The organism is Bythopirellula superficialaquae, from assembly GCF_059632245.1.
This window is the reverse complement of the sequence record NZ_CP197426.1, coordinates 2,030,118-2,053,495: the sequence shown is the minus strand read 5'-3', so window position 1 is coordinate 2,053,495 and position 23,378 is coordinate 2,030,118. Positions and strand designations below refer to the sequence as shown.

19 protein-coding genes are annotated in these 23,378 nt (G+C 51.2%); 6 read left to right on the top strand and 13 right to left on the bottom strand.

Annotated elements, in window-relative coordinates; translation table 11 throughout:
- Positions 1-13 precede the first annotated feature (13 nt).
- Positions 14-1,009 carry a methylmalonyl Co-A mutase-associated GTPase MeaB gene (gene meaB, locus SH678x_RS08450; RefSeq protein ID WP_496922458.1) on the top strand — a complete coding sequence of 332 codons (996 nt, stop codon included), beginning with the start codon at positions 14-16 and terminating at the stop codon, positions 1,007-1,009.
- A 49-nt stretch (positions 1,010-1,058) separates the two neighbouring features.
- Here meaB (SH678x_RS08450) and SH678x_RS08445 read toward each other — a convergent pair whose 3' ends face one another.
- Positions 1,059-3,044, bottom strand: coding sequence for an acetyl-CoA carboxylase biotin carboxylase subunit (locus SH678x_RS08445; protein WP_496922457.1), 1,986 nt, complete (start codon positions 3,042-3,044; stop codon positions 1,059-1,061).
- A gap of 104 nt (positions 3,045-3,148) precedes the next feature.
- Positions 3,149-4,681 carry an acyl-CoA carboxylase subunit beta gene (locus SH678x_RS08440; RefSeq protein WP_496922456.1) on the bottom strand — a complete coding sequence of 511 codons (1,533 nt, stop codon included), beginning with the start codon at positions 4,679-4,681 and terminating at the stop codon, positions 3,149-3,151.
- Positions 4,682-5,166: 485 nt separating this feature from the next.
- Between SH678x_RS08440 and SH678x_RS08435 the strand changes: the two genes are divergently transcribed.
- The 3 genes from SH678x_RS08435 (at position 5,167) to SH678x_RS08425 (ending at position 7,238) form a co-directional block, all read left to right on the top strand.
- Positions 5,167-5,601 (top strand): hypothetical protein, encoded by a 435-nt coding sequence (locus SH678x_RS08435; RefSeq protein ID WP_496922455.1) that lies wholly within the window; start codon positions 5,167-5,169, stop codon positions 5,599-5,601.
- 63 nt (positions 5,602-5,664) lie between these two features.
- A complete protein-coding gene (locus SH678x_RS08430; RefSeq protein WP_496922454.1) occupies positions 5,665-6,525 on the top strand; it encodes an SDR family NAD(P)-dependent oxidoreductase in 861 nt (286 codons plus the stop codon).
- Positions 6,526-6,692: 167 nt separating this feature from the next.
- Positions 6,693-7,238, top strand: coding sequence for a polyhydroxyalkanoate synthesis regulator DNA-binding domain-containing protein (locus SH678x_RS08425; RefSeq protein ID WP_496922453.1), 546 nt, complete (start codon positions 6,693-6,695; stop codon positions 7,236-7,238).
- A gap of 201 nt (positions 7,239-7,439) precedes the next feature.
- On the opposite strand, the gene SH678x_RS08420 is transcribed toward SH678x_RS08425, so the two are convergent.
- The 11 genes from SH678x_RS08420 to SH678x_RS08370 form a co-directional block, all read right to left on the bottom strand.
- Positions 7,440-7,823 carry a biotin/lipoyl-containing protein gene (locus SH678x_RS08420; RefSeq protein ID WP_496922452.1) on the bottom strand — a complete coding sequence of 128 codons (384 nt, stop codon included), beginning with the start codon at positions 7,821-7,823 and terminating at the stop codon, positions 7,440-7,442.
- A gap of 2 nt (positions 7,824-7,825) precedes the next feature.
- Positions 7,826-8,170 carry a hypothetical protein gene (locus SH678x_RS08415; protein WP_496922451.1) on the bottom strand — a complete coding sequence of 115 codons (345 nt, stop codon included), beginning with the start codon at positions 8,168-8,170 and terminating at the stop codon, positions 7,826-7,828.
- A gap of 7 nt (positions 8,171-8,177) precedes the next feature.
- Entirely contained in the window at positions 8,178-9,779 is a 1,602-nt protein-coding gene (locus tag SH678x_RS08410) for an acyl-CoA carboxylase subunit beta (protein WP_496922450.1), read from the bottom strand.
- Positions 9,780-9,793: 14 nt separating this feature from the next.
- Entirely contained in the window at positions 9,794-10,213 is a 420-nt protein-coding gene (mce, locus tag SH678x_RS08405; RefSeq protein ID WP_496922449.1) for a methylmalonyl-CoA epimerase, read from the bottom strand.
- A gap of 15 nt (positions 10,214-10,228) precedes the next feature.
- Entirely contained in the window at positions 10,229-11,902 is a 1,674-nt protein-coding gene (locus SH678x_RS08400; protein ID WP_496922448.1) for an acyl-CoA mutase large subunit family protein, read from the bottom strand.
- Complete coding sequence (gene meaB / locus SH678x_RS08395; protein WP_496922447.1) at positions 11,880-12,956, bottom strand: methylmalonyl Co-A mutase-associated GTPase MeaB; 1,077 nt, start codon at positions 12,954-12,956, stop codon at positions 11,880-11,882. The genes SH678x_RS08400 and meaB (SH678x_RS08395) overlap by 23 nt, the downstream gene beginning before the upstream one ends.
- Before the next feature lie 8 nt (positions 12,957-12,964).
- A complete protein-coding gene (locus tag SH678x_RS08390; protein WP_496922446.1) occupies positions 12,965-13,384 on the bottom strand; it encodes a cobalamin B12-binding domain-containing protein in 420 nt (139 codons plus the stop codon).
- 411 nt (positions 13,385-13,795) lie between these two features.
- The gene (locus SH678x_RS08385; protein ID WP_496922445.1) at positions 13,796-16,708 is read right to left on the bottom strand and encodes a PEP-CTERM sorting domain-containing protein; all 2,913 of its coding nucleotides are present in this window, start codon (positions 16,706-16,708) and stop codon (positions 13,796-13,798) included.
- Positions 16,705-18,240, bottom strand: a complete 1,536-nt coding sequence (locus SH678x_RS08380) for a M14-type cytosolic carboxypeptidase (RefSeq protein WP_496922444.1) — start codon at positions 18,238-18,240, stop codon at positions 16,705-16,707. The genes SH678x_RS08385 and SH678x_RS08380 overlap by 4 nt, the downstream gene beginning before the upstream one ends.
- Before the next feature lie 59 nt (positions 18,241-18,299).
- The gene (locus SH678x_RS08375) at positions 18,300-19,982 is read right to left on the bottom strand and encodes a gamma-glutamyltransferase family protein (RefSeq protein ID WP_496922443.1); all 1,683 of its coding nucleotides are present in this window, start codon (positions 19,980-19,982) and stop codon (positions 18,300-18,302) included.
- A gap of 73 nt (positions 19,983-20,055) precedes the next feature.
- Positions 20,056-20,862 (bottom strand): PEP-CTERM sorting domain-containing protein, encoded by an 807-nt coding sequence (locus tag SH678x_RS08370; RefSeq protein WP_496922442.1) that lies wholly within the window; start codon positions 20,860-20,862, stop codon positions 20,056-20,058.
- A gap of 361 nt (positions 20,863-21,223) precedes the next feature.
- On the opposite strand from SH678x_RS08370, the gene SH678x_RS08365 reads away from it, so the two are divergent.
- Together SH678x_RS08365 and SH678x_RS08360 are read left to right on the top strand one after the other, a co-directional pair.
- Complete coding sequence (locus tag SH678x_RS08365) at positions 21,224-22,384, top strand: DUF1559 family PulG-like putative transporter (protein WP_496922441.1); 1,161 nt, start codon at positions 21,224-21,226, stop codon at positions 22,382-22,384.
- Between the two features lie 12 nt (positions 22,385-22,396).
- On the top strand, positions 22,397-22,837 hold the full coding sequence (locus SH678x_RS08360; RefSeq protein WP_496922440.1) for a hypothetical protein: 441 nt from the start codon (positions 22,397-22,399) through the stop codon (positions 22,835-22,837).
- Positions 22,838-23,378: the final 541 nt, after the last annotated feature.

The following is a 23,378-nucleotide window of genomic DNA, read 5'->3' as shown; positions in this document are numbered from 1 at the left end:
AGGAAACGCCCAATTGCATCCTCGCCGCAGTACACTTTCGACGGAAGAATACTTCAAGGGTGTTCGGGCCGGTCAGACTGCGGTGCTTGCGCGGGCGCTCACGCTTGTTGAATCGAACAACCCACAGCATCAGTTACAAGCGGAGGATCTGCTCACACGTCTTATGCCTTTCGCTGGTGAGTCGATTCGGGTTGGCATCACTGGAACGCCAGGCGCGGGAAAAAGTACATTTATCGAAGCGCTCGGGCTACAACTCGTACGATCGGGGCACAAGGTGGCTGTGCTCGCCATTGATCCTTCCAGCGGTATTACAGGCGGAAGCATCTTGGGCGATAAGACCCGCATGCCGAACTTGGCAGCCGAGCCCCAGGCTTATATTCGCCCTACAGCCTCCGCAGGGACGCTGGGAGGAGCAGCACGGCGGACCCGCGAGAGCATGCTCGTGTGCGAAGCAGCGGGTTACGATGTCATCTTGATCGAAACTGTGGGCGTGGGGCAGTCTGAATCCTATGTGTCCTACATGACCGACTGTCTGGTAGCGCTTGTCTTGCCCGCGGCTGGAGATGAGCTTCAAGGAATCAAGCGAGGGCTGCTGGAATTTGTGGATTTTCTGGTAGTCAATAAAGCGGACGGCGAACTGCGTAACGCATGCGAGGTTGCGGCCCAGCAGTATCGCAATGCCTTGGAGACAATTTCCGGCAGCAAGGCTATTCACGAATCCAAAGTCTTCTCGGCCAGCGCGATGAATAATGAAGGGGTCGACGCAGTCTGGCAGTCAGTGCTGAAGAGATATTCTTCCATGAAGTCCAACGGCACCTTGATAACACGCAGGCAGACCCAAAATCGTCATTGGCTCTGGGCGATCGTGGAAGAGAGACTTCGACAATCCCTGTATGCTCATCCAGCTGTTGCAGCAGTTCGCTATGATCTGGAGCAACAAGTCCTCGCCGGGACAATTTCCGTGGAGAGTGCCGCGCGGAAAATTATGGATGTCTTTGGGTTAGAATAGGTCCAGTACCCCCCCCTTGCTGAAGAGCTTCGTGTAGGCAATTTTTGAACTACTCGAATTCAAGAATCGTCTGATCGACGGCGAGCGTTTCGCCCACGGAAGCCATTACCTGTGCTACCATTCCGTCGTGTTCAGCGCGCAGTACATTCTCCATCTTCATCGCCTCAATGATAGCGAGGTCTTGACCTGCCTTCACGCCATCGCCCACCGAGACCGAGAGCTTAGTAAGAAGGCCCGGCATTGGAGAAACAAGGTACTTACTAAGGTCAGGAGGTTGCTTGTCAGGCATAAGAGACAGCAACTCTGCTGCCCTTGAGGAGAGCACCCTCATGTCAACTTGAGTACCCCAATGGAATAGGCGATAGACGAGATTACGACGTTCTACTTGAATACAAAATTCAATTCCATTGATTCGACCTTTGAACAAGGGTTGACCAAATTCCCAGAGACTTTGAACTCGATAAACAGTGCCAGCATACGCGACGTTATATCCACTCTCGACGGGACAAACTTGTATGGAGTGTTTTTCACCACCGAGAATAACCACCCAATGTTCATCCACTTCGGGTTCATAACCAGGCAACTGACCACTAATTTGAGCTGCGCGCTCCCGATAGCGTCTGTGGATTACGCCACAAGTGACGATCAAAAGCCAAGGGTCATCATGCACTACATTAGTAGCATCAAATCCACTTGGATACTCTTCGACAATTAGGTTCGTGCTTAAGCGCCCCTCCGAAAAGCGAGGATGATTTATTAGAGCTCCCAAAAAGCTGATATTATGGGAAACTCCCCGAACATAGAATTCGTTCAACGCAGTACGCATTCGCGAGATGCTTTGCTGTCGGTTTTCGCCATATGTAATCAACTTGGCGATCATCGGGTCGTAATGGATGGAAACATCTCCGCCCTCGTAGACCCCAGTATCAACCCGCACGTGTTGCGATTCGGCTGGGGGAGAATAACGGACCAAGCGGCCCGCGGATGGCAAGAAGTTACGAAAGGGATCCTCGGCATAAACGCGGCATTCAATCGCCCACCCCGAAAGATTCACGTCGGGCTGCGCGAAAGGCAGAGGCTCTCCAGCAGCAATTCGGATCATTAACTCTACTAGATCAAGTCCAGTAATATACTCCGTGACTGGATGCTCTACCTGCAAACGCGTATTCATCTCTAGGAAGTAGAAATTGTGATCCGCATCGACAATAAATTCCACAGTGCCAGCGGAATGGTAGTTTACTGCTCGGGCCAGTGCCACGGCCTGCTCGCCCATCCGCGTGCGAGTTTCTTCATCAAGGAAGGGGGAAGGAGCTTCTTCGATGATTTTTTGATGACGGCGCTGTATCGAGCATTCACGCTCGCCCAAATAAACAATGTTCCCGTGAATGTCTCCCAGAATCTGGATTTCGATGTGTCTTGGTAACTCGATATATTTCTCGATAAACACACGGTCGTCTCCAAAACTGGAGCGTGCTTCATTACTAGCTCTTTCAAATCCTTCACGACACTCACTTTCGTTGTATGCGATTCGCATTCCCTTGCCACCGCCTCCAGCGCTCGCCTTGAGCATCACCGGGAAACCAATTTCTTGAGCAATTTGGGCTGCCATGGAAGGGTCACGAATGACTTCCGTGGAGCCAGGGACTGTGTTCACTCCAGCTTGACGAGCCAGTTGTTTGGAGGCAATTTTGTCTCCCATCGAATGAATTGCTTGCACGCCAGGGCCAATAAAAGCAATCCCCGACTGATATAGTTGTTTGGCAAACTCGCTGTTTTCCGAAAGGAATCCATACCCTGGGTGAACCGCATCTGCTCCACTCGTACGGCATGCTTCCAGAACATTGTCGATAAGAAGGTAGCTTTTCGCGGCCGCTGCGGGGCCAATAAGTACTGCTTCATCGGCAAGTGAAACATGAAGTGAGTCTTTGTCGGCCTCAGAGTAGACGGCGACCGTGGCAATCCCCATCCGTTGGGCTGTCTTTATCACTCGACAAGCAATTTCGCCTCGGTTGGCAATGAGTATTTTCTTGAACAAGTTAAATCCTTATTCGACAAGGTCTGAGAACCGAAATTAACAATCAGGTAGCGCTACCCAGAACCCTCGCCACGATGACTGTAAAAATGGATTACAGATAGGTACTAAAGAGGGATATTCCCATGCTTTCTCCACGGATTCTCGAGTTTCTTGTTTCTCAATAGAGCGAGTGATCGACAGATTCGCTTTCGCGTATAACGCGGTAAAATGACATCGTCGATGTATCCTCTCCGGCTGGCAATAAAGGGATTAGCAAATCGTTCGCGATATTCGTTGGTGAGTTGTTCGAGGCGAATTTCATTCTCCCGCTCTTTGCGAAAGATGATTTCCACCGCAGCTTTGGGGCCCATCACCGCGATTTCCGCGCTTGGCCAGGCGAGATTGACATCTCCTCGTAAATGTTTGGATGCCATGACATCATAGGCACCCCCATAGGCTTTGCGCGTGATGAGGGTGATCTTGGGAACGGTAGCCTCAGCATAGGCATACAATAATTTCGCGCCGTGCTTGATGATTCCTGCATACTCTTGAGAAGTTCCGGGCATGAATCCAGGCACATCCACCAACGTGATGATGGGGATATTGAAACAATCACAGAATCTCACAAAGCGTGCTGCCTTAATTGATGATTTGATGTCTAAGCAGCCTGCTAAGACGATTGGCTGATTGGCAACGATACCAACCGGATGGCCTTCCATGCGGGCAAAACCGACCAGGATGTTTTTGGCAAATTCGGGTTGGATTTCAAAAAAATCAGTGTCATCGACAATTTTTAAGATCAACTCTTTCATGTCGTATGGCTTCGTCGTACTGTCGGGGACCAGTGTATCAAGAGATGGCTCGGCCCTGTCTGCACTATCAGGAGTTGGTCGATAGGGAGCAGCCATACGATTATTCGATGGCAAGTAATTCATCAAACGACGTATCATGAGCAAGGCATCAATATCGTCCTCAAATGCTCGGTCTGCGACCCCCGATTTTGTCGTATGGGTGATGGCTCCGCCAAGTTCTTCGTGCGTGACCACTTCATGGGTAACAGTTTTTACTACGTCTGGACCGGTGACGTACATATACGAACTATCTTTCACCATTAAAATGAAATCAGTCATAGCAGGTGAATAGACAGCACCACCAGCGCAGGGGCCCATAATTAGGGAGATTTGCGGAATGACTCCCGAAGCAAGAACATTGCGTTGAAAAACTTCTGCATAACCGGCCAGTGAGGCGACTCCCTCTTGAATTCGTGCACCTCCAGAATCATTCATCCCAATTACCGGTGCGCCCACTTTCATCGCGTGATCCATGATCTTGCAAATTTTTTCGGCGTGCGATTCCGACAGCGAGCCGCCAAAAACTGTAAAGTCTTGGCTGAAGACAAATACCATCCTTCCGTTGATGGTTCCATATCCGGTTACGACTCCATCGCCAGGAATGCTTTGATCTTGCATGCCAAAATCATTACACCGGTGTTCGACAAACATATCCCACTCTTCAAAAGAGCCTGGGTCCATCAACAATTCAATACGCTCGCGGGCTGTTAATTTACCCTTGGAGTGCTGAGTTTCGATGCGATGCTGTCCACCCCCCAACTCTGCGGCGGCTCGCTTTTCAGCTAATTTTCGAACAATTTCTTGCATTGGAGTGTGCTCTAGGTAAGCCGACTAGCTCATATGATGCCCAAGATATATCCCTGCCAAGTAAGCGACTAGCTTGATGTGTTCTTTACAGTGATTTCTTATGAAGCTTTCTTATCACAAAGTGAATAGCTCCCATTATCTTTAGCCACTTTCTACAAGTCTTAGTCTAGAGGTGTAGAGAAGTTAGTCGGGGTTTCATTCAGGCGAATCAATCAAAATCGCCGTTTCATAGGCTCTATCAGGCATTTTACACTTACTATGTCGCGTTTGCGAGACAAAATGCTATAGAAGCATCTATTTTTCCAAAATATTGGGCATTATGACAGCTATTTAATCTATATTTATAGCTTTTCCAGAAATGCTGCATTTGCAGCATTTGGTGTTGACTTTGTCTCGATCGAGGCGAATAATTGGAATAGAAGGATGCACATCGCATTCTTTTGGAAAAGCTTTTCCGTAAACCCTTCTATGAGGAGGATCTAATCATGACAAAGACCATGACAGGAAGCCCTGTGTTTGAGGAAGTTTTTCAGAATCTTCGCAAGGCTGCAGAAGCCAATCTGAAAATGCAGCAAGAGATTTACAGCCAATGGGCGAGCTTGTGGCCTGGAATGCCCACTCCACAAACGGCTTGGCTTAATCACATGCAGGGATTCCGCAAGCAATGGGTGGATACCGTTTCGTCCTTGGCCCACAAGCATCGGGATGTGATCGAACGGCAGTATCAGGCTGCTGTGGAGTCGTTGGATGCTGCCTTAAGTATTTCTGATGCCGGCACCCCAGAGGAATTTCGGCGTCGATCCGAGCAGCTTTGCCGCAAAACACTCGATTGCATGAAAGAGATGACCGAGACTCAAGTTAGGGAATTTCAAGAAGCAATCACCAAGTGGACTGATCTATTTGCAAAAGTCGGTACGTGAGGATTAAAAGGTCCGTAGGAAGTTCGCTCGAGCGTTCGCCCATGGGAATTCTAAAAAGTTCCCATGTGTTTTTATACAGTTCAACGCTTTCCAGGATTAGGTGCCGTCATGAAAATCAATAACAGCGTGGCAATAGTTACAGGTGCTGGCAGCGGAATCGGAGCTGCGGTGTCGCTTGAATTAGCAAAGCGGGGTGCGCGTGCGGTCATACTCGTCGATAAGCGAGATCACGTGTTCGAGTTGGTCGATTCCATCAATTCACAGTTAGGCAGACAAGTCGCCGAGGCAAAAGTTGGCGATACGATTAACGATACATTTCGAACTCAAGTATATGACGATGTAATTTCTAGACACGGTGTCGTTTCGATTTGTGTGCCCGCAGCTGGCATCACTCGCGATGCTTTAGCTGTTAAGCTGAATAAAGAAACAGGTCGTGTGGATCAGTATTCCATTACCGCCTTTAGGGAAGTTACCGAAGTGAATTTGATTGCACCAGTTTACTGGGCTATTGAAATGGTAGCCAGAATCGCAGAACACCGCTGGCAACTAGGTCGAAAGCAATGGGAGCCTCATGAGGAAATTCAGGGGACCATTATGTTCATAGGCTCGGTTTCTTCGCAGGGGAACAAGGGGCAGATTTCTTATGCCTCTACCAAAGCAGGCTTGCAAGGTGCTGCGGCTACGCTCACCAAAGAGGCCATGTATTACGGAGTTCGATGTGGGATTATCCATCCTGGATTCACTGATACCCCCATGCTGCGTAGTCTTGGGGACGAATATGTCGCCAAAAATGTCTTACCCTATACCCAGTTGCGTCGTTTGATTCGTCCCGAGGAAATTGCCGACGCAATTTGTTTCATGATTTCCAATTCAGCTGTGAGTGGAGAGCTCTGGGCAGATGCTGGTTGGCATCCGCCTGCTTAATGAGTACTTCTTTGCGGAGTGAGCAGCAAAAAATACTATTAAAAGTCCGTTTAAATCAAATACAATCTTCAAATAGATGCGCTGACGGTTAACCATAAAACAAGATTTTGTGGGCTAGTTACCTTTGTATGACGATTGGTGAACTAATTCGTTGCGCAGCTTAGACGTTGCATCATATTCATGAAGTCTGGATAAGAGTCTTTTTAAGAATCATGCCCATGTCAGGCGAAGTTATTCAAATCAAGCGATACCCGAATCGACGGTTTTATGCGCGCAATTCCAGCAAGTATGTCTCCCTGAAAGAAATTGAAGAGTTTGTGCAGCAAGGAAAAACAGTCGAGGTGACTGACAGCCAGACGGGAGAATCACTAACGGCAGCCGTGCTTGCGCAGATCATCATTGATCGCCAACCCGATAAGATTCTGCTGTTCCCAGTTGATATGTTGCATGGTATCGTCCGCTCGAATGAGATGGTAACGGATTTTTTGCGAGATTATTTTTTGCACTCTTTAACGTATCTCGACTATCTGCAACGGCATGGCGCGAGCGCGAAAGCACTGGTCAATCCTATGCATTGGGCCAAGGTTTGGATGGATGGCTTTAAGCCTTTCAATGGAGCTGCCAAGGAGCTCACAGATCAAGAAGAAATCTTGATGCAAAGAATTCACAAACTCGAGGAACGCATTCTCGCGATGGAAGCTAAAGAACGATAGCAGGCTCTCAAAGAAGTATGGAAACCTAGTGATCGGCTTTTTGAGTTCTTGGATTTTTTTCCGTGAATTTTCCACTGGATTACTGCGCGTTTAAATAAAATCAAACCTTATTGAAGGCATCGCGAGGAAGTGCTTTGCGAGTCTTAATGTTGTGTCCAGTCCTCACATAAGCAACCCTCCTGACATTAGCGTATAACGCCTTTATTCAAGTTCCATAAGTAACTGGCCAGTCTTAACAGCATCGCCAGCAGATACATGAATGGCCTTCACTTTTCCTTCGAGGGGAGAAGCGACGTTGGTTTCCATCTTCATCGCTTCCATGACGAGCAGCACTTGATTGGTCGTGACCACGTCGCCCGGCGAAACCTTGAGGTTCAAAATTGTCCCCACGATTGGCGCTTTCACGATTCGATCGCCGGTCACCGCTGGTGCCGAGCTGGGCGCCGGTGGTTTCGGCTTGGAACTCGGCGGTGCAGCCATGCTCACGGGTTCGCTGGGCTGGCTCGTGCCGTGCGACACGCTGTCGTCGAGCACCTCCACGTCGACTTCGTAACTTTTTCCTTCCACCGTGATGCGAAGTTTCATGCTTAATTATTCCTTCGCACGTTGTGCGACCAGTGTAACGAAGTTCGACCCGCCTCGGCCCATCCCGAGACGGTATTTTGATTCAAAAACGTGATCCGGTGAACTATGACAGGTGTCCCGAGAGCGGCAGTTGCTGCCGCGGTTAGGACTACAAGAAGTTCAGGATTAATGCCTTCCGAAGATGAAACAACTTCCGATGCTGTGATTTTTGTAGGGTTCGTGCGTAGTATCTTGCTCACCCAAGCCAAAGCGAGGGCAGCAACGATCATAATCAACAACGGCAACCAGCCCATGGAGTTATTTCCATCGACATTTTTAGCAATCATTAAACTTTCAAATGCAACCATGATTCACTTACAGCGGGATCAAACCGTGTTTCTTCGCGGGACGTATATCACGCTTGGTCTTGAGACTTGCCAGGGCGAGAGCAATGTACCGCCGCGTCTCGGCGGGATCAATAACATCATCCACCATTCTGCGCCCAGCCGCCACGTAGGGCGTCGAAAACGTATTCTGATACAACTTGATCAGTTCTGCGCGTTTGGCCGTTTTGTCTTCGGCTTTCTCAATCTCATTGCGAAAAACGACTTCTACCGCGCCGTCTGCCCCCATGACCGCGATCTCGGCAGTGGGCCACGCGGCACAACGGTCGGCTCCCAAATCCTTGGCACACATCGCGACATAGGCCCCCCCATAAGCTTTGCGCATGATAATGGTGATCTTGGGAACCGTTGCCGCCGAATAAGCGAATAGCAACTTCGCACCGTGGCGAATGATGCCGCCATATTCTTGCTCCACGCCAGGCATGAATCCTGGCACGTCAACAAGTGTTATCAACGGGATGTTGAACGCATTGCAGAAACGAATAAATCGCGATCCCTTATCCGACGCGTCGATGTCCAAACAGCCAGCTTTGAACTGAGGTTGGTTGGCAATGATGGCCACGGTTTGACCGAGGATGCGCCCAAAGCCAATGAGAAGATTTTCCGCAAAGTGAGCTTGGATCTCCAAAAAGTCTTCATTATCGACGATGCGTTTGATGGCCTCGTGCATGTCGTATCCTAACCGCGAATTCTCCGGCAAGATATTGCGCATTTCGGGATCGAGCGACACCACAGGTTTCGCGGGAATCGTAGGTGCGTCTTCCATATTGTTCGAGGGAAGAAAGCTGAGCAATCTACGGCACAAGCTGATCGCCTCACGGTCGTCCTCGGCCACAAAGTGAACGACGCCGGAATAGTGCATGTGTGCTTGAGCTCCACCCAACTCTTCGGCGGTAACCGTTTGTCCTGTTACCTGCTTGATGACGCTTGGCCCTGTGATGAACATCTGGGCGTGTTTCGTTTGAATAATGAAATCGGTGAGCGCAGGGCTGTAGGCCGCACCACCCGCACAAGGCCCGCAGATCAAACTGATTTGTGGCACCACGCCAGAAAGCAGCGTGTTGTGAAAAAACACTCGCGCGTAGGCAGCCAGACTATCGATACCTTCTTGAATGCGTGCCCCACCGGAATCGTTGATGAAAACAAATGGGCTGCCCGTTTTTAAAGAGGCTTCCATCATCGCGACGATCTTATCGCTATGCACTTCGCCTGCGGCTCCTCCGGCCACGGTAAAGTCCTGACTCGCCAAATGAACGAGCCTGCCGTCGACCGTGCCGCAACCCGTCACAACGCCATCGGCCGGCAAGACTTTCTTTTCCATGCCAAAATGTGTGCAGCGATGGCTGGCAAAACCAAATTGCTCCTGAAAACTGTCGGCGTCGAGGAATGTTTGCACACGCTCGCGAGCCGACAATTTGCCAGCCGCTTTTTGTTTGGCAATCCGCTCGGCCCCACCCCCAAGTGCCAGTGCCTCACGACGTTCCTCAAGTTCGCGAAGCAGCGTTGTCATCAACGACACGCTTGGATTCGGCTTTCCCGAAACATAACCATCTTCCAATGCTGAATTTGACATGTTCTTCAAAGCCTTTACTTTTGGCCGTCTATTATCTGGCACAATTCCGTGAGCACGCCGCCGGAACTTTTGGGGTGGAGAAACGCGATTTGTGTACGGTGAGCGCCTGAGCGCGGTGTTTCATCAATCAGACGAATCTGCTCTGCTTTCAATTCAGCCAATCGCTGTTCGATATCGTCGACCGTGTAGGCGACGTGATGCAATCCCTCGCCCCGCTTATCCAAAAACGTAGCGACGCTGCTCGCAGGATCGGTGGGTTCCAGCAACTCCAGGCGTACATCGCCGACTTTATAAAACGCAACGCGTACTTTTTGACTGGGCACATCCTCAATCATCTCAAACTCCGCCCCAAGGATGTTCTCATAAAAGTCGCGCTGCGATTCGATTGAACGGACCGCAATCCCGATGTGGTTAATCGCTTTGGCAACTATCATGACAGTAGACCTTCGTTAATTGGATTCCGTGTAGTCGCCGAACAGCGCGCCCAACGTACTGCAAATTTCACCCACCGTGGCGTAGGCTCGTACAGCCTCAAGAATTAGTGGCATGAGGGTGTCGTGTCCTGCCGCGGCTTGCCGAAGTGCCTCTAGGGCTGCGGTTGTGCGAGCTTGGTCACGCTCGGCGCGAACTCGCTGGACGCTTTCGATCTGACGTTGGGCAATCGTGTCTGAGACTTGGAATAAATTCATCGCGAGGGGTTCTTTCGAGACAAATTTATTGACCCCCACGATCGTCCGCTCGCCACCATCGATCGATTGCCCAAATCGATACGCCGATTGTTCGATTTGGTCTTGGACATAACCTTGTTCAATCGCTGCGACCATGCCACCGCGATTTTCAATCTCAAGAATGATTTCATTCGCCTCGCGTTCGATGTCATCCGTGAGTTGTTCCACAAAATAACTCCCGGCAAGGGGATCGATCGTATTGGTCACCCCTGATTCATAGGCAATCACCTGCTGTGTCCGCAAAGCGACGGTCACCGACTCTTCGGTCGGCAAAGCTAGGGCTTCATCCTTCGAATTTGTGTGCAATGATTGCGTGCCACCCAAAACCGCGGCGAGTGCCTGCAATGTTACGCGCACGACATTATTGTCTGGTTGCTGCGCGGTGAGAGTCACTCCTCCGGTTTGAGTGTGGAATCGCAACATCTGACTCTTGGGGTTCGTTGCCTGGAAACGATTTTTCACGATGTCGGCATAAAGTCGACGTGCCGCGCGAAACTTGGCAACTTCTTCAAACAGATCGCTATGAGCCGCAAAGAAAAACGCCAGCCGCGGCGCGAAATCGTCGATCTTGAGACCGGCGTTCAAGGCCGTGTTGATGTAGCAAATGGCATTGGCCAACGTGAAGCCAATCTCTTGCGCCGCCGTCGAGCCAGCCTCGCGGATGTGATAGCCACTAATGCTGATCGTGTTCCAGTTTGGTACGTGCTGCGTGCAGTATGCAAAGATGTCGCTGGTTAATCGCAACGATGGTCCGGGCGGAAACCGATACGTGCCGCGGGCGATATATTCCTTAAGAATGTCGTTCTGAATTGTTCCATTGAGTTTATCCGGCGTAACGCCTTGCTTCTCAGCGACGACAATATACATGGCCAGTAAGATGGCCGCCGTGGAATTGATCGTCATGCTGGTGGAGACTTTGTCCAACGGTATGCCTGCGAACAAGGCTTCCATGTCGGCGAGCGAATCAATGGCAACGCCAACTTTTCCCACCTCGCCCGCCGAGATGGGATCATCGGAGTCATAGCCGATTTGCGTCGGCAAATCGAACGCTACGCTCAAACCGGTCGTTCCTTGTTCGAGCAAATACTTATAGCGCTGATTCGATTCTTCCGCCGTGGCAAAGCCCGCGTACTGACGCATCGTCCAATAGCGCCCGCGGTACATCGTAGGTTGCACACCCCGCGTGAATGGATACTCACCTGGAAAACCAAGTTGCTCGACGTAATTTCCTTCCGAACTTTCTAGGGGTGTGTATAACCGCTCAACAGGACGCCCCGAAGCTGTCACGAATTGCTGACGCTGTTCAGGAAACTTGGCCAACGTCTTCGCCAGCAAGCCATCATTCCAGCATTTGTGAGCCGTATCGATTCGATTACTGCTTAATAATGTATCCATGATCTTCTGCCGTTACCGAGAACTCGGTGTTACCAATGTTCGCTTGGGAAGTGGTGTTCGACCGCTGCAACAGGTCGTCAACAAAACACTTCAATGATTTCGAGCCATCCAGAATCGTGCGCAAATTTACCTCGCCCGTTCCGTTGCTGCCGATTATGCCTTCCACTCGCCGCTGGACTTCTTCAAAAACCGCTTGTCTAATTTCCGCAAGTGCGTGAGCTTGTCGCTTATTCTGCCATTCGCTTGACTTGAGCTCTGTCAGTCGTTGCAATTCACCGGCGATCGCCTCGATACCTTCATGGTGAGCTGCGCTGCAAACATAGACATTGGGAAGCTCACTGCTCTGATTTGCTGGATCTTGATGTCCCCAGTGATGGTCGCTGGTTGCTAGCGAAGCCGTTCTCAATGTCATCAACAGCTGTTGCCTTAATTGCAAAGCTTCAGGACGGTCCCCTTTGTTCACGACAAAAAGGTCGCCCGCCTCCATGAGGCCCGCCTTTAATAACTGCACGGAATCGCCTTGACCCGGGGCGAGCACAATCAGCACGATGTCTGCACTCTTGGCAATTTCTACTTCACTCTGGCCCACGCCAACCGTTTCAATGAACACCACATCGCAGCCGAGCAGTCCCATCACTCGCACGATTCCCCTGACGCCGAGCGTGAGGCCACCAAGATGACCTCGTGAGGCCAAGGAGCGAATAAAAATGTTCGGGTCCGTGCTGTGTCGCATCATGCGAACGCGATCACCCAGAATTGCTCCACCGGTGAAAGGTGATGAAGGATCGACGGCGATGATTCCAAGTTTTTTGTCCGGATAACGTAAGCGGTAGTCGATGGCCAAATGGTCGACGAGTGTGGATTTGCCCGAGCCAGGTGCGCCGGTGACTCCTAGTACAAGACTTGGTTGCGGCCAATGCTGGCTCCCCGCCAAAAGTTCGACAAGGCGCTGCGGCTCGTCGGTGAGGATTGTCATCAAGCGTGCAGCAGCACGACATGACAAGGGGCCACCTTCTTGGATCTGCTTCACCAACTTTTCAATCGAAACTGACATGGCAGCGCCTAAGCAAAAACTGCTGCCCTTTCATCCAATAAGGTATGAAGCGTCTCGACGATTTCGCGCGCCGGCGTACCAGGAGTAAAGATTTCCGCAACGCCCATTTCCTTGAGTTTGGCAATGTCGCTCGGCGGAATCGTACCACCGCCAAACACCACGATATCTTCGGCTTGCTGATCGCGTAGCAGTTCAAGAACTCGTTGAAAGAGAACGTTGTGCGCGCCCGACAGTAGCGACAGCCCAATGCCTTGAACATCTTCCTGAATTGCCGCGTCGACGATCTGCTCGGGGGTACGGCGAATGCCCGTATAAATCACTTCAAATCCGGCATCGCGGAGAATATGGGCGACGTATTTCGCGCCTCGATCATGGCCATCAAGGCCTGGTTTGGCGATTAAGATTCGGTGTTTTGGCGAGGTGTTCACGGCAGTACTCTAAAAATGGGTTTGATATTCCCATGTTTAAAGAAGCGATTCGCGTGCCATACATCAGAAATGTCAGCTGGCAAAATTCCCGCAAAAATCGTAACTATTTTAGATAGTCAGATCGTGCGAGAGGCTGGAACTGTGCACGATGTGCGGTTCAGCACGTGTTTTGAACGTTACCGACAAAGTGGCACTCCAAAAAGTATCTATTTTGCCTGTAACTAAAATTATAAGCGAAGCTAGACTTGAATAAACAACATTACTAGTCGGCATCGCGCATTTCTACGCAATGCTATAAATCGTAACCAAGAACTTTCACGAAGTTCCCCCAACTAGGCAGCCTGTTACGCGGACCGCTTGAAGGCAGATTCATCTGTAATAGTGATATAAGAAGTGCTTCGCGTGCCAACGTCATTTCTGGCGAATTCTCAATGTAGCAAGCACGTTGATCCCAATAAAGATTCCTAAAATCCCCGCTGGCTCTGGGACTGCTTCAAGCGACGACAATGGTCCCATGCCATAAGCATTCTGCCAGGCGGCAAGGTCTGTTGAACTAAATGGCGAAGGCGAGACACCTCGTTGCCAACGCAGAAAATCGCGGCCATCGACATCGCCATCGCCGTCGAAATCGCCATTGGGTCCCGTGGCGATCAATTCAATGAGGCCGGTTTGTATAGCTCCGGTGTCGGCGTTGCGATATTGGAAGGTCAGAGCATTTGTGTCGCCACCGACTTGAAACGCCAAGCCGAGAGTTTCGTCACGCCCCGGCGTGAACACGGAACTTCCCAGCAAAAAGCGTTCGGCCAACACTTTGCTGCTACTGCCGGGAGCCTCGTCCCAAGTTTCGCCCGTGCCGTTGCCCAAGGTCGAGTCACCATCGGGTCCATCCACGGGATCAATCAGTGGGACTTGGTCGCTCAGGCTGTTCCAAGTCAACGGCTTGAGATCGCCAGCGAGTGTTGCGCTGGTGATCGTATAGGCATCGATGTCGAACGTAGATGCAGTATCGTTGATTAACTTCAACTCACCCGTCACGGTATTGACCTGCAACGTCATACGATCATTGGAAACATTCGTGGGGTCGGTGTCGGTAAGATAAACACGGTCGAGATCAAAAAACTCGCCTGTTCCGCCAAAGTTGTTGTTGATGAACATACGAATTGAATTACCATCACGGGCGCTATCGTGCGCAGCCGAACCCAAGAACGTGTAAGGATTGGTATTATCCTTGTAATAGATCGAATAACTGTTATTATCTTCGTCGATTTCCAGGGCAACGCTAAATGGTGTATTTCTGCTGTGTGTTAAGTTAAGGGTCTGAGCAATATTTGCACCCCCACCGGCGCGATTGCCGATGAGCTCAATAACATTAGTTGTTGAGTTTCTCTGGATAGCAAACTGAGCTGTCAGCGTCGAATTGCCCTGCGCTGGAGGATCGTTTTGTAGAAAAGCAAGTCGAAACTCTTCAAACACCTCACCAACACCTAGTGTCGGAGTAAAATTCCAACCAGCAATATCCGCAACAAGCCAAGCCTTGCCCGAAGTGATATTTTCGATATCCAAATAATTGGTGGCAGCCTCCTCATCATTTCGTTGAATTCGATAAACACCGTTTTGAACAGATGAATTAATCGAATCCGTGGGATCTTCGTCCCAAAAGTTACCCGGATTAGCGGTGTTGGCAGCAGCGCCGATGAGCGTACCATTCGAATCCCCAAACGGAAAATCTTCGAGAACAGCAGCGTTAGCAGTTCCGGAGTTATTCAAGCTGACGCCGATACAAGCTGCTAACACCACAACAAACGAAGCCAATGATTTCATGGAAGACACCTCAGAGATTAAACGTGGTGCGACAAACTTAGGACGGCAACGGCGCATGCCACCAAGCACGCAGCCCAACGATAGAAGAACAAGACTTGTTGGCTCGGGAATCGCGGCGAACATCGTGTTGAAGGCACCAAATCCGTTCACAGCGTCGTAAGAATCTTTGAAAATTGCAAAATCAAAAATGTCGTTGAGACCGTCGCCGTTAAGGTCACCGGCTTGGTATTGCTGGGCTAACGTCAGACCCGACAGATCCATTTCTGCCCCGGCAATGAAGGCTGTCCAGTCGGCAGCCGTGAGCGAGCCATCGAAGTTGAGATCGCCCACATCGAGACGCTCCCCACCGTTGCCGACAAAGTTGACATTGGCTTTGCGAGTGATGCCGCCGTCGAAGTTGAGCACCATTTCTAAATCTTCGTAGATGCCACGCAGCCAGGGACCCGTGCCCGAACTAAGAACGACTTCTTGATTGATGGCCAGATTGCCGCCATTGCCACCCACCACGCCTTCACTTAAATCGGTTGCGGTGGTCGAAGTCTTAGACCACGCACCATCAACGTCGACGCTGCCATTGCCGGGAGCTTGATCGTAGAAATCTGTCACCGACCGCCAGTTCGCAGCCGTGAGCGCCCCTGATGCGGAAGTCAGTGAGTAAGAACGCAAACCACTTAAAGCGGAACCGGTCGTATTCTTGAGCTTCATCTCGCCAGTGATCCGATTCACTTCAAGAGTCATCAAATCGGTCAGCGGATTCGTGTCGGTCAAGGCGAAGCGGTCGATGGCAAAAAACTCGGTGATATCGCTGCCAAAGTTATTGTTGACCGTAAAGCGAATGCTGTTGCCATTGCGAGCCGCTGAAATCGGCGCGGCACCCAAGGCTTGTGCTGGATTTGTTCCATCTTTGTAAAAGATTTCGTACGTGTTCGACTTCTTATCGAGTTCGAGCACCATCGTAAACGGGGCGGATTGTGTTGTATTGAGTGTTGCTCGACTTGCGATATCGGTCGATCCTACGCCGATGGCCGTGCCGCGTAGTTCGATATTGCCGTTGTCAGTATTGCGGTCGATGCGAACTTGTGAAGTGACGGCGGTACCACTCGTACCCGTGTCGCTGTCCAAGAAGTCAAAGCGGATTTCTTCCCCCTGGCCAACGACGCTATCCACAAAATTCCAGCCCGACATGCGAACGACGATATAGCGGCTACCTACGGTTGAAGAAGTGATATTATCAATCTGCAAATAGTTGTCGGCTTGGTCGTCGTTAAATTTGGTGATACGGAAGCTACCGCTGCCGTTGGTTTCTGAGTCGGTTAGCAGATTAGATTCCACCCACGCCTGTCCACCGGGATTACCCGTGTCGAAAGTTTCCGAGAGGAACAAACCGCTCCCTTCGTTAAATTCAAACGCATGAAAATCAACGCCAAAGGATGATTGCTTATCGAATACAACTTGGGCGAGCATCGCCAAAACGACCGCCAAATAGGAAATGTTCCTTGTCATGAGTAAGTCCCCGTCAAACAATTAGATGTTGAGCGATAATAGCGTGTGGAAATCAAAATACCTGTGACCAACAGCAATGTGGCTGAACTTGGCTCGGGCACGGCAACAAAGAGCGATTGAAAGGCTAGCAAGCCGTTGACTTGGATGTAGTTGTCTTTGAACAATCCAAAGTCTTCCAGGTCATTCGTGCCGTCGCCGTTGAGGTCACCAGCTTCGTAGGCATCGATGGGCGAAAGTGCCGACAAATCGGCTTCCGCTCCGAGAAGAAATGCTTGCCAATCCAAAGGATCGAGCACGCCGTCAAAATTCAAGTCGGAGAATTCATAGAAAGTTTGTTGAAACGCCAAGCCGAAGTTTCGTCCCAACGTCAAAAAGCGGTCGATATTCTCGTCAGGCAAAAACTGCGTTTCAAATGTCGCGGAGAACTCAGCATTGAGATAATCCCTCCCAAATTTTGCCCCCGTATCGTCTACGAGCGACGCATTATTGGTATCAATGCTTGGTTCCACTTGAATAACATTCTGCCAAAACGGATCGGCCTGATACTCCGGCAGGATAAAGCCGTAGTGACCCGTCTTGCCGTTGACGGTCGAATGAAAGTCGACCAAATAATCCACGTCCACACCTGTATCCGCGCGAACCGAGTCACCCACGACCTCAATATCGTCTAAGTTGTTGTAATTGGGAGGAATCCAATACCGGTTAGGGTCGAGATCCTCGTGTTGCACCGTGCTGCGATTGTAACCCGCGAGACGTCCATCGGGATTGGCCATTGGGTAGACATAGAATTCAGCATACTTGCGCAAGATCGCAGCTTCAGCATCATCGCTGACAAGAAAGTCGACCAAACCTTCGAGAGTGAAGTTGCCCAAAGTTTCGTTCGCGTGGACGCCGCCTAAGAGCACAACTTTCTTTTTCTCGATGGCACCGCCGTTGGGATCGGTGATTTTGTAGCCATACATATCTTGGGGAGCAATCACGCGCCCCAGATCATCCACACCCCCTGGCGATTGACCAATCACCAGATTGGCATCACCCGATAAAGTTGGGCTGACCCAGGGGCTGCCTACCAAACTCGCGGTGTGCGAATCAACACGGCTTTCCGGATACGGCAAGCCATACGCCACATACACGCGATCTTGAGCAAAGGGATTGTTGTTAGAAAACGTGAAGCGATCGAGCGCGGCATTGCGGGCGTTATTCTCGAAGAAAAACCAATTCTCTTGATCGTAGCTGTAAACCATCTTGTGGCCCAGCAAACTCGCCCCACCGGTATCGAAGTTATCGCCGATACGGAAAGTGACTTGCTGACCACTCACGCCATCCGCGCTGAAGTAAAGCCACTTCCAATCGCCCGTGTTGTAGTTATCGCGGCCGGCAAGCATCACCAAATTGCCGGACACCGAAGAATTGGCTTCGTCGAGACTGCCGGAATCGAAATCGCCGTCGAGGACGATCGCGCCCCAAGTACTGGAAATGCATAGCACGTAAGCGCAGCAAACCACGACCGCGATTTGCAGACTTTTCGTCATCTTAAAAATAAAACACAAACTTAGCATCGTGGTGTCAAATCTTATTGTTATCAATCCTGCTAGTCACCAGCAACAAAGTTGGTACGGCGGGGGTCGGCCACGCCAATCAACGATCCGTCGGCGGAATACTGAATGCCATTCCCGCCGCCAAAATAGGTGCCGTTGCGCGGATAGCGTTTCACTCGCCAATTGAGAGATTTCAGTTCGTCATCCCACGCCGCGGGGGCGTCGGCTTCAAATTCCAGGCGATTGAACGGCTGCTTGGAAGTCACCGGGCGCATCAAATGGAATCGCGACGCAGCGAACGTATCGTGCAAACTCTTCTCTTGATCGAAAAGCTGCCATAGTAATTGAATCGTTGTCGTAGGGATCCGCTGCCCACCGGGAATGCCGAGCGTCAGCAATGGCTTTTCGTCACGCGTGACGATAATCGGCGCGATCGTGCTGCGAGCCCGTTTGTTAGGCGCCACGTAATTGATATTCTCAGGATCGTGGACCGAGAAGTTACTCAAGCTATCGTTCAGCAAAAATCCCGTACCGGGTGCGACCACCGCAGCGCCAAAATGCAAACTCAACGACTGCGTGAGGCTGACCATGTTCCCTGCCGCGTCGGCAACTACTAAATGGGTCGTGCTTGCGGTGGGCAGTCCATCGGCAGCAGCTTCAACTTGCTTGCGAGGATAGGGTTTTCGAGGATCAATCTTTTCAGCAACAGCCACCATCTGCTTGGCTGCGCCTTGGCCGATCATTTCTTGTGCATCGGTGAGCGAATTGGGCCCGTCGCCAATCCTGGCCTGGACCAGCGGATACAAACCGAGCATCACGCGCCCCATTTGGTTGGCATATTGCACGGGTGTGGCCGAAGCATCAAGGCGAGGCATTTGCTCGAAGGCTTTAAGCGTCGCGAGTACAGTGGTGCCACCCGTGAGCGGTGGCGGGCACGAATAAACACGATTTCCTCGGTAATCGATGGCGAGCGCCTCACCGACTTCCGCTTTATACGATTCCCAATCCGCCATCGTCATCGCTGAACCATCAGCGCGAGCCGCCTTGACTATTTGTCGTGCAGTGGGACCCGTGTAAAACGAACGCGCTCCGTTCTCGGCGATATCAAGCAGCGTCGCCGCCAAGTCAGCATTTTTCAGTCGAGCGCCAACTGGGGGGAGTGCGTTTTGGTAAAGATATAACGCTGCCGCTTCTTCATCGGCCTGCAAATCGCGAACGTGGCTTTTGTAGAGACCTTGCATCGTCTCATCGATGATGATCCCCGCCTCGGCCAGTTCCGCGGCGGGTTCGACCAGTTCCTTCCAAGGTTTGGAACCCCACCGCTGGTAGGCTTCATCCAAGCCCGCCACAAGCCCGGGAATTCCCACGGCCATGTAACCCAATTCACGCTGCGAAGTCGGCAGGTCGGCAAACTCTTCAGCATCCATCTCCGCGGGCGAAGTGCATAATCCGACGATGGAATACACTTTGCCGGTCGATGCCTCGCGATAGAGCAAGATAATCTTGCCACCGAGGCCCGAGCCGTAAGGTTCCGCCACACCCACGGCAAGCGAGGTGGCAATCGCCGCGTCGATCACGTTGCCGCCGTCGCGCAAAACTTCGAGCCCAATCGTCGTCGCGGTGGGATGGCCACTCGCCACGGCGTACTTGCTGGCTTCAATCTGCTGCTGTCCGACAACTGACAGCGTCTGAAACAATGCCAACAGCACCAGCCCAATGATTGCTCGCGTGATCATGAACAGCTCGGAAAATCAAAGCGGAACCTCGCCGCGCGGGCGAGGTTCCGAAAACAAACTGAAGGGGGCAAGATTAACCGCGACGTCGCGTGGCACTCATCGCCACCAACGACAAGAGAACCAGAGATACTGTCGACGGCTCAGGAATTGGGCTAGTGTTGCTGATATAGATTCGATCGATATCGACGTACTCGCCACTACCGCCGAAGCTATTGTTCATGCGGAAGCGAACCGAATTGCCGTTGCGTGTTGCCACGTGGGGTGCGGTGCCTAACAGCGTGTAAGGCCCTGCCGCGTCCTTGTACCACACCGAAAACGTATTGGCGTCTTCGTCAATTTCCAAGATCATCTTGAACGGATCAGGATGCGACAAAGGCAATGCCAAGGGACCAATATCAATGCCCGAGGTCAGCAATTGGCCTACCAATTCGATGCCCCCTGCGGCGTTACGCTGGATTTGAGCCTGCCCGGTGATCGTGCTGCCGCTCGTGCCGGTGTCGTTGTCCAAAAAGGCGAGACGAATTTCTTCAGGCTCCGCGGAGTTGTAGTCGTGGGTTCCGACAACGGAGCTAAAATTCCAACCGCCAAACTCGGTCACGATCCAAGCCTTGCCGCTGGTGACATTGGCGATCTGCAAGAAGGCATCGCCAAGTTCCTGGTTCTGCTTCTGGATGTAGTAACTGCCACTTTGGACCGACGACTGAGTGATGTCGGCATCCGTGGCGGCCCATTTGTTCGCAAAATTGATACTGTTGGCAGCATCTTTGAGCAACGTGCCGTCGGCATCTTCAAATTGAAAATCTTCGAGAATCCCCGCCGGGGACAAAGAAGCGCTCGCGAGCGCAGTCGCGAGTGCGAGACAAAACATGCTGTACTTCATTAGACACTCTCCACAGATGTACGAGAAAGATCGATGCCTTCTTCTCTTACAACTCTTGCCCGGGAGTAGAGAATCCCTGTGGATTCTCCGAGTGCCGCTCTCTGAATCACCATGCAGTGTAGCCAAAGGACGCCAGAACCGCGAAGGAATCTCCCAACATTTAAGGAAATTTTTTCTGCCATTTTCCGCAATTGGCCGTCGCTAGCGATTCTTAGCCAGCAGCAAAGACATCAGAACTTAAGAACAACATTGAAATCGGCTTGGCAGGGAGCCTGTCCACTGTCTACAATCGACTCCTGGCGGTCAGAGGGAGACAACAATTCGTCTAAACATCCCTCCACAGTTTCTCAGGAGACATGTGATGCGCCGTCGGTCTATTGGCTCGTTTTCCTGTAGCTCATTTTCCTCTGGGCGAGCATTTACTCTGGTCGAACTGCTGGTCGTGATCGCCATTATCGGCGTGCTGGTCGCGTTGTTGCTACCGGCCATCCAAGCAGCCCGCGAAGCTGCCCGCCGCAGCCAGTGCGTGAATAACCTGCACAATATCGGCTTGGCGATTCATAATTATGCCAGTGCGCGGAAGACTCTGCCCCCTGCCGAGGTTCGCGAAGGAGATCCCTCAATCCCGCCTACCAGCCAACAGATCAAAACTTTGTTTAGCTGGGTGACGCTCATCATGCCCTATATCGAAGAGAATAATGCTTTCGGCCAGACCAATTGGAACATACGTCTTGAAGCACGCGACGCCAATGGCGATACCTCGCACCATCAACCACTTTCATTGTTTACATGCCCCTCAGAAATCAATCAGCCTTCTTCAATTGGAATCGTCAATAGTTTCTATGGAGCACGCGGCAACTACGTAGGCAACGCAGGAATGGGATTTTATTGGGCGGAGGATCTGACGCCTAATCTTGCTCTTAAAGATTGGGAAAACTACCGCAATAGTAATCCCAATGCGAACCCTTTATCACTTCGAATCGGTGACCCAGTCAACATGACTGCGCTGGGAACATTTGTAGTTGGCAGCATCCCGCGTACGAACCTGCCCGATAATGTGCCTGTAAAAGGCAGCTTTGAGGGTCGCCGCTTTGAATCGATCACCGATGGCACGAGCAACACCGCAGCGGTCAGTGAGCTAAGACTGGTACCCAACGGCGCACAACCCGATACTCGCGGAGCCATGCACTTTGGCCCGGCTGCCCTCTACATGCACGATTGGCAACCCAACGTGGCTTTCGACGCACGCAACCCTGATAACGGCGATCGCCTAATCATTGATTACACCCGTTGGTGTGATCGACTCGGCCTGCCTCGTGAGATCTCGCCATGCAATGCATCATCGCCCGGAACCTGGGAAGGGAAATGGCAGCAATTCGCTCGCGGTTATCATACGGCTGGTGTGAATGTCGCAATGGCCGATGCAGCCGTTCGGTTTGTTTCTGACGACGTGGACGTTATCATCTGGCGAGCGATGGGTACTGCTGACGGTGGTGAAGTCGTGAACTCATCGACGCTCTAAAAGATTTATCGCATGAACTTTCAGAAGTTTCGATGCTGGTCTGCGCTCATGTTTTTAACCCTGCTCGGTTGCGGCAGGGGCGGACCTGAACGCTATGAACTGAGTGGCGCGATCTCGTACGACGGCCAGCCTGTCGAAAACGGCGACATCATTTTCTCACCGCTCGATTCGGCCACGGGTAAAGCTTCGGGTGGACCAATCGTTGCTGGCCGCTATTCCATTGCCAGCCACGAAGGACCCACCGCAGGAAAATATCGCGTCGAGATCATCGCGATGCGTCCCAGCGGCAAGAAGAATGCCGGGGAGGGTACGACCCCACCCGCTGACTTGATGGAGCAATATATTCCCTCGGCCTACAATGACGACAGTAAATTTGAAGTTGAAATCGGCGACGATAAACACAATCTCGATTTCTCCTTAGAAAGGATTCCACCTGTGAGTGGCAAACTTTGAACCTGGAAGCAGGGCCGAGGTCGTGTAAGAAAATCGACGATCCCAAACATGTCACGTGATCGTCAATACAGATTCCACAAGCTCAAAACCACTTGTTTTTCTAGTGAGGGCAACAAGAATCGAACTTGTGACCTCTATGGTATGCAAGTACTGTGACATTTTACCGAAACCGCCTAACGCGATAAACACCAGTGAGTCACAAGTTTCAACTATTGCAAGACATGTTTTTTTTCGCAAAAGTCGGAGTTCAAAAATCCAGCACTGGTTCAGAGCAAATAAACCAATTGACTGCAACCTTCGCATAAGCTTGTTGCCTCAGTGGACATGAGTCACCCCTCACGGCAAAACTCTACCACCGCACGAGTGCGGAAGCTACGCTTGATGAAAGCGAACGGATAGTCGCGCCATATATGGCAATATAACGAAGATATTCTCCGCAGATCTTTTAAAAATTATCTGCCGCCTCCAATTCACCCAGGCTGTCGGAAAGTATTCTTAATGCCGCCTCGGTAATCTTCTCAAAGATTGTTTAAGAATAGCT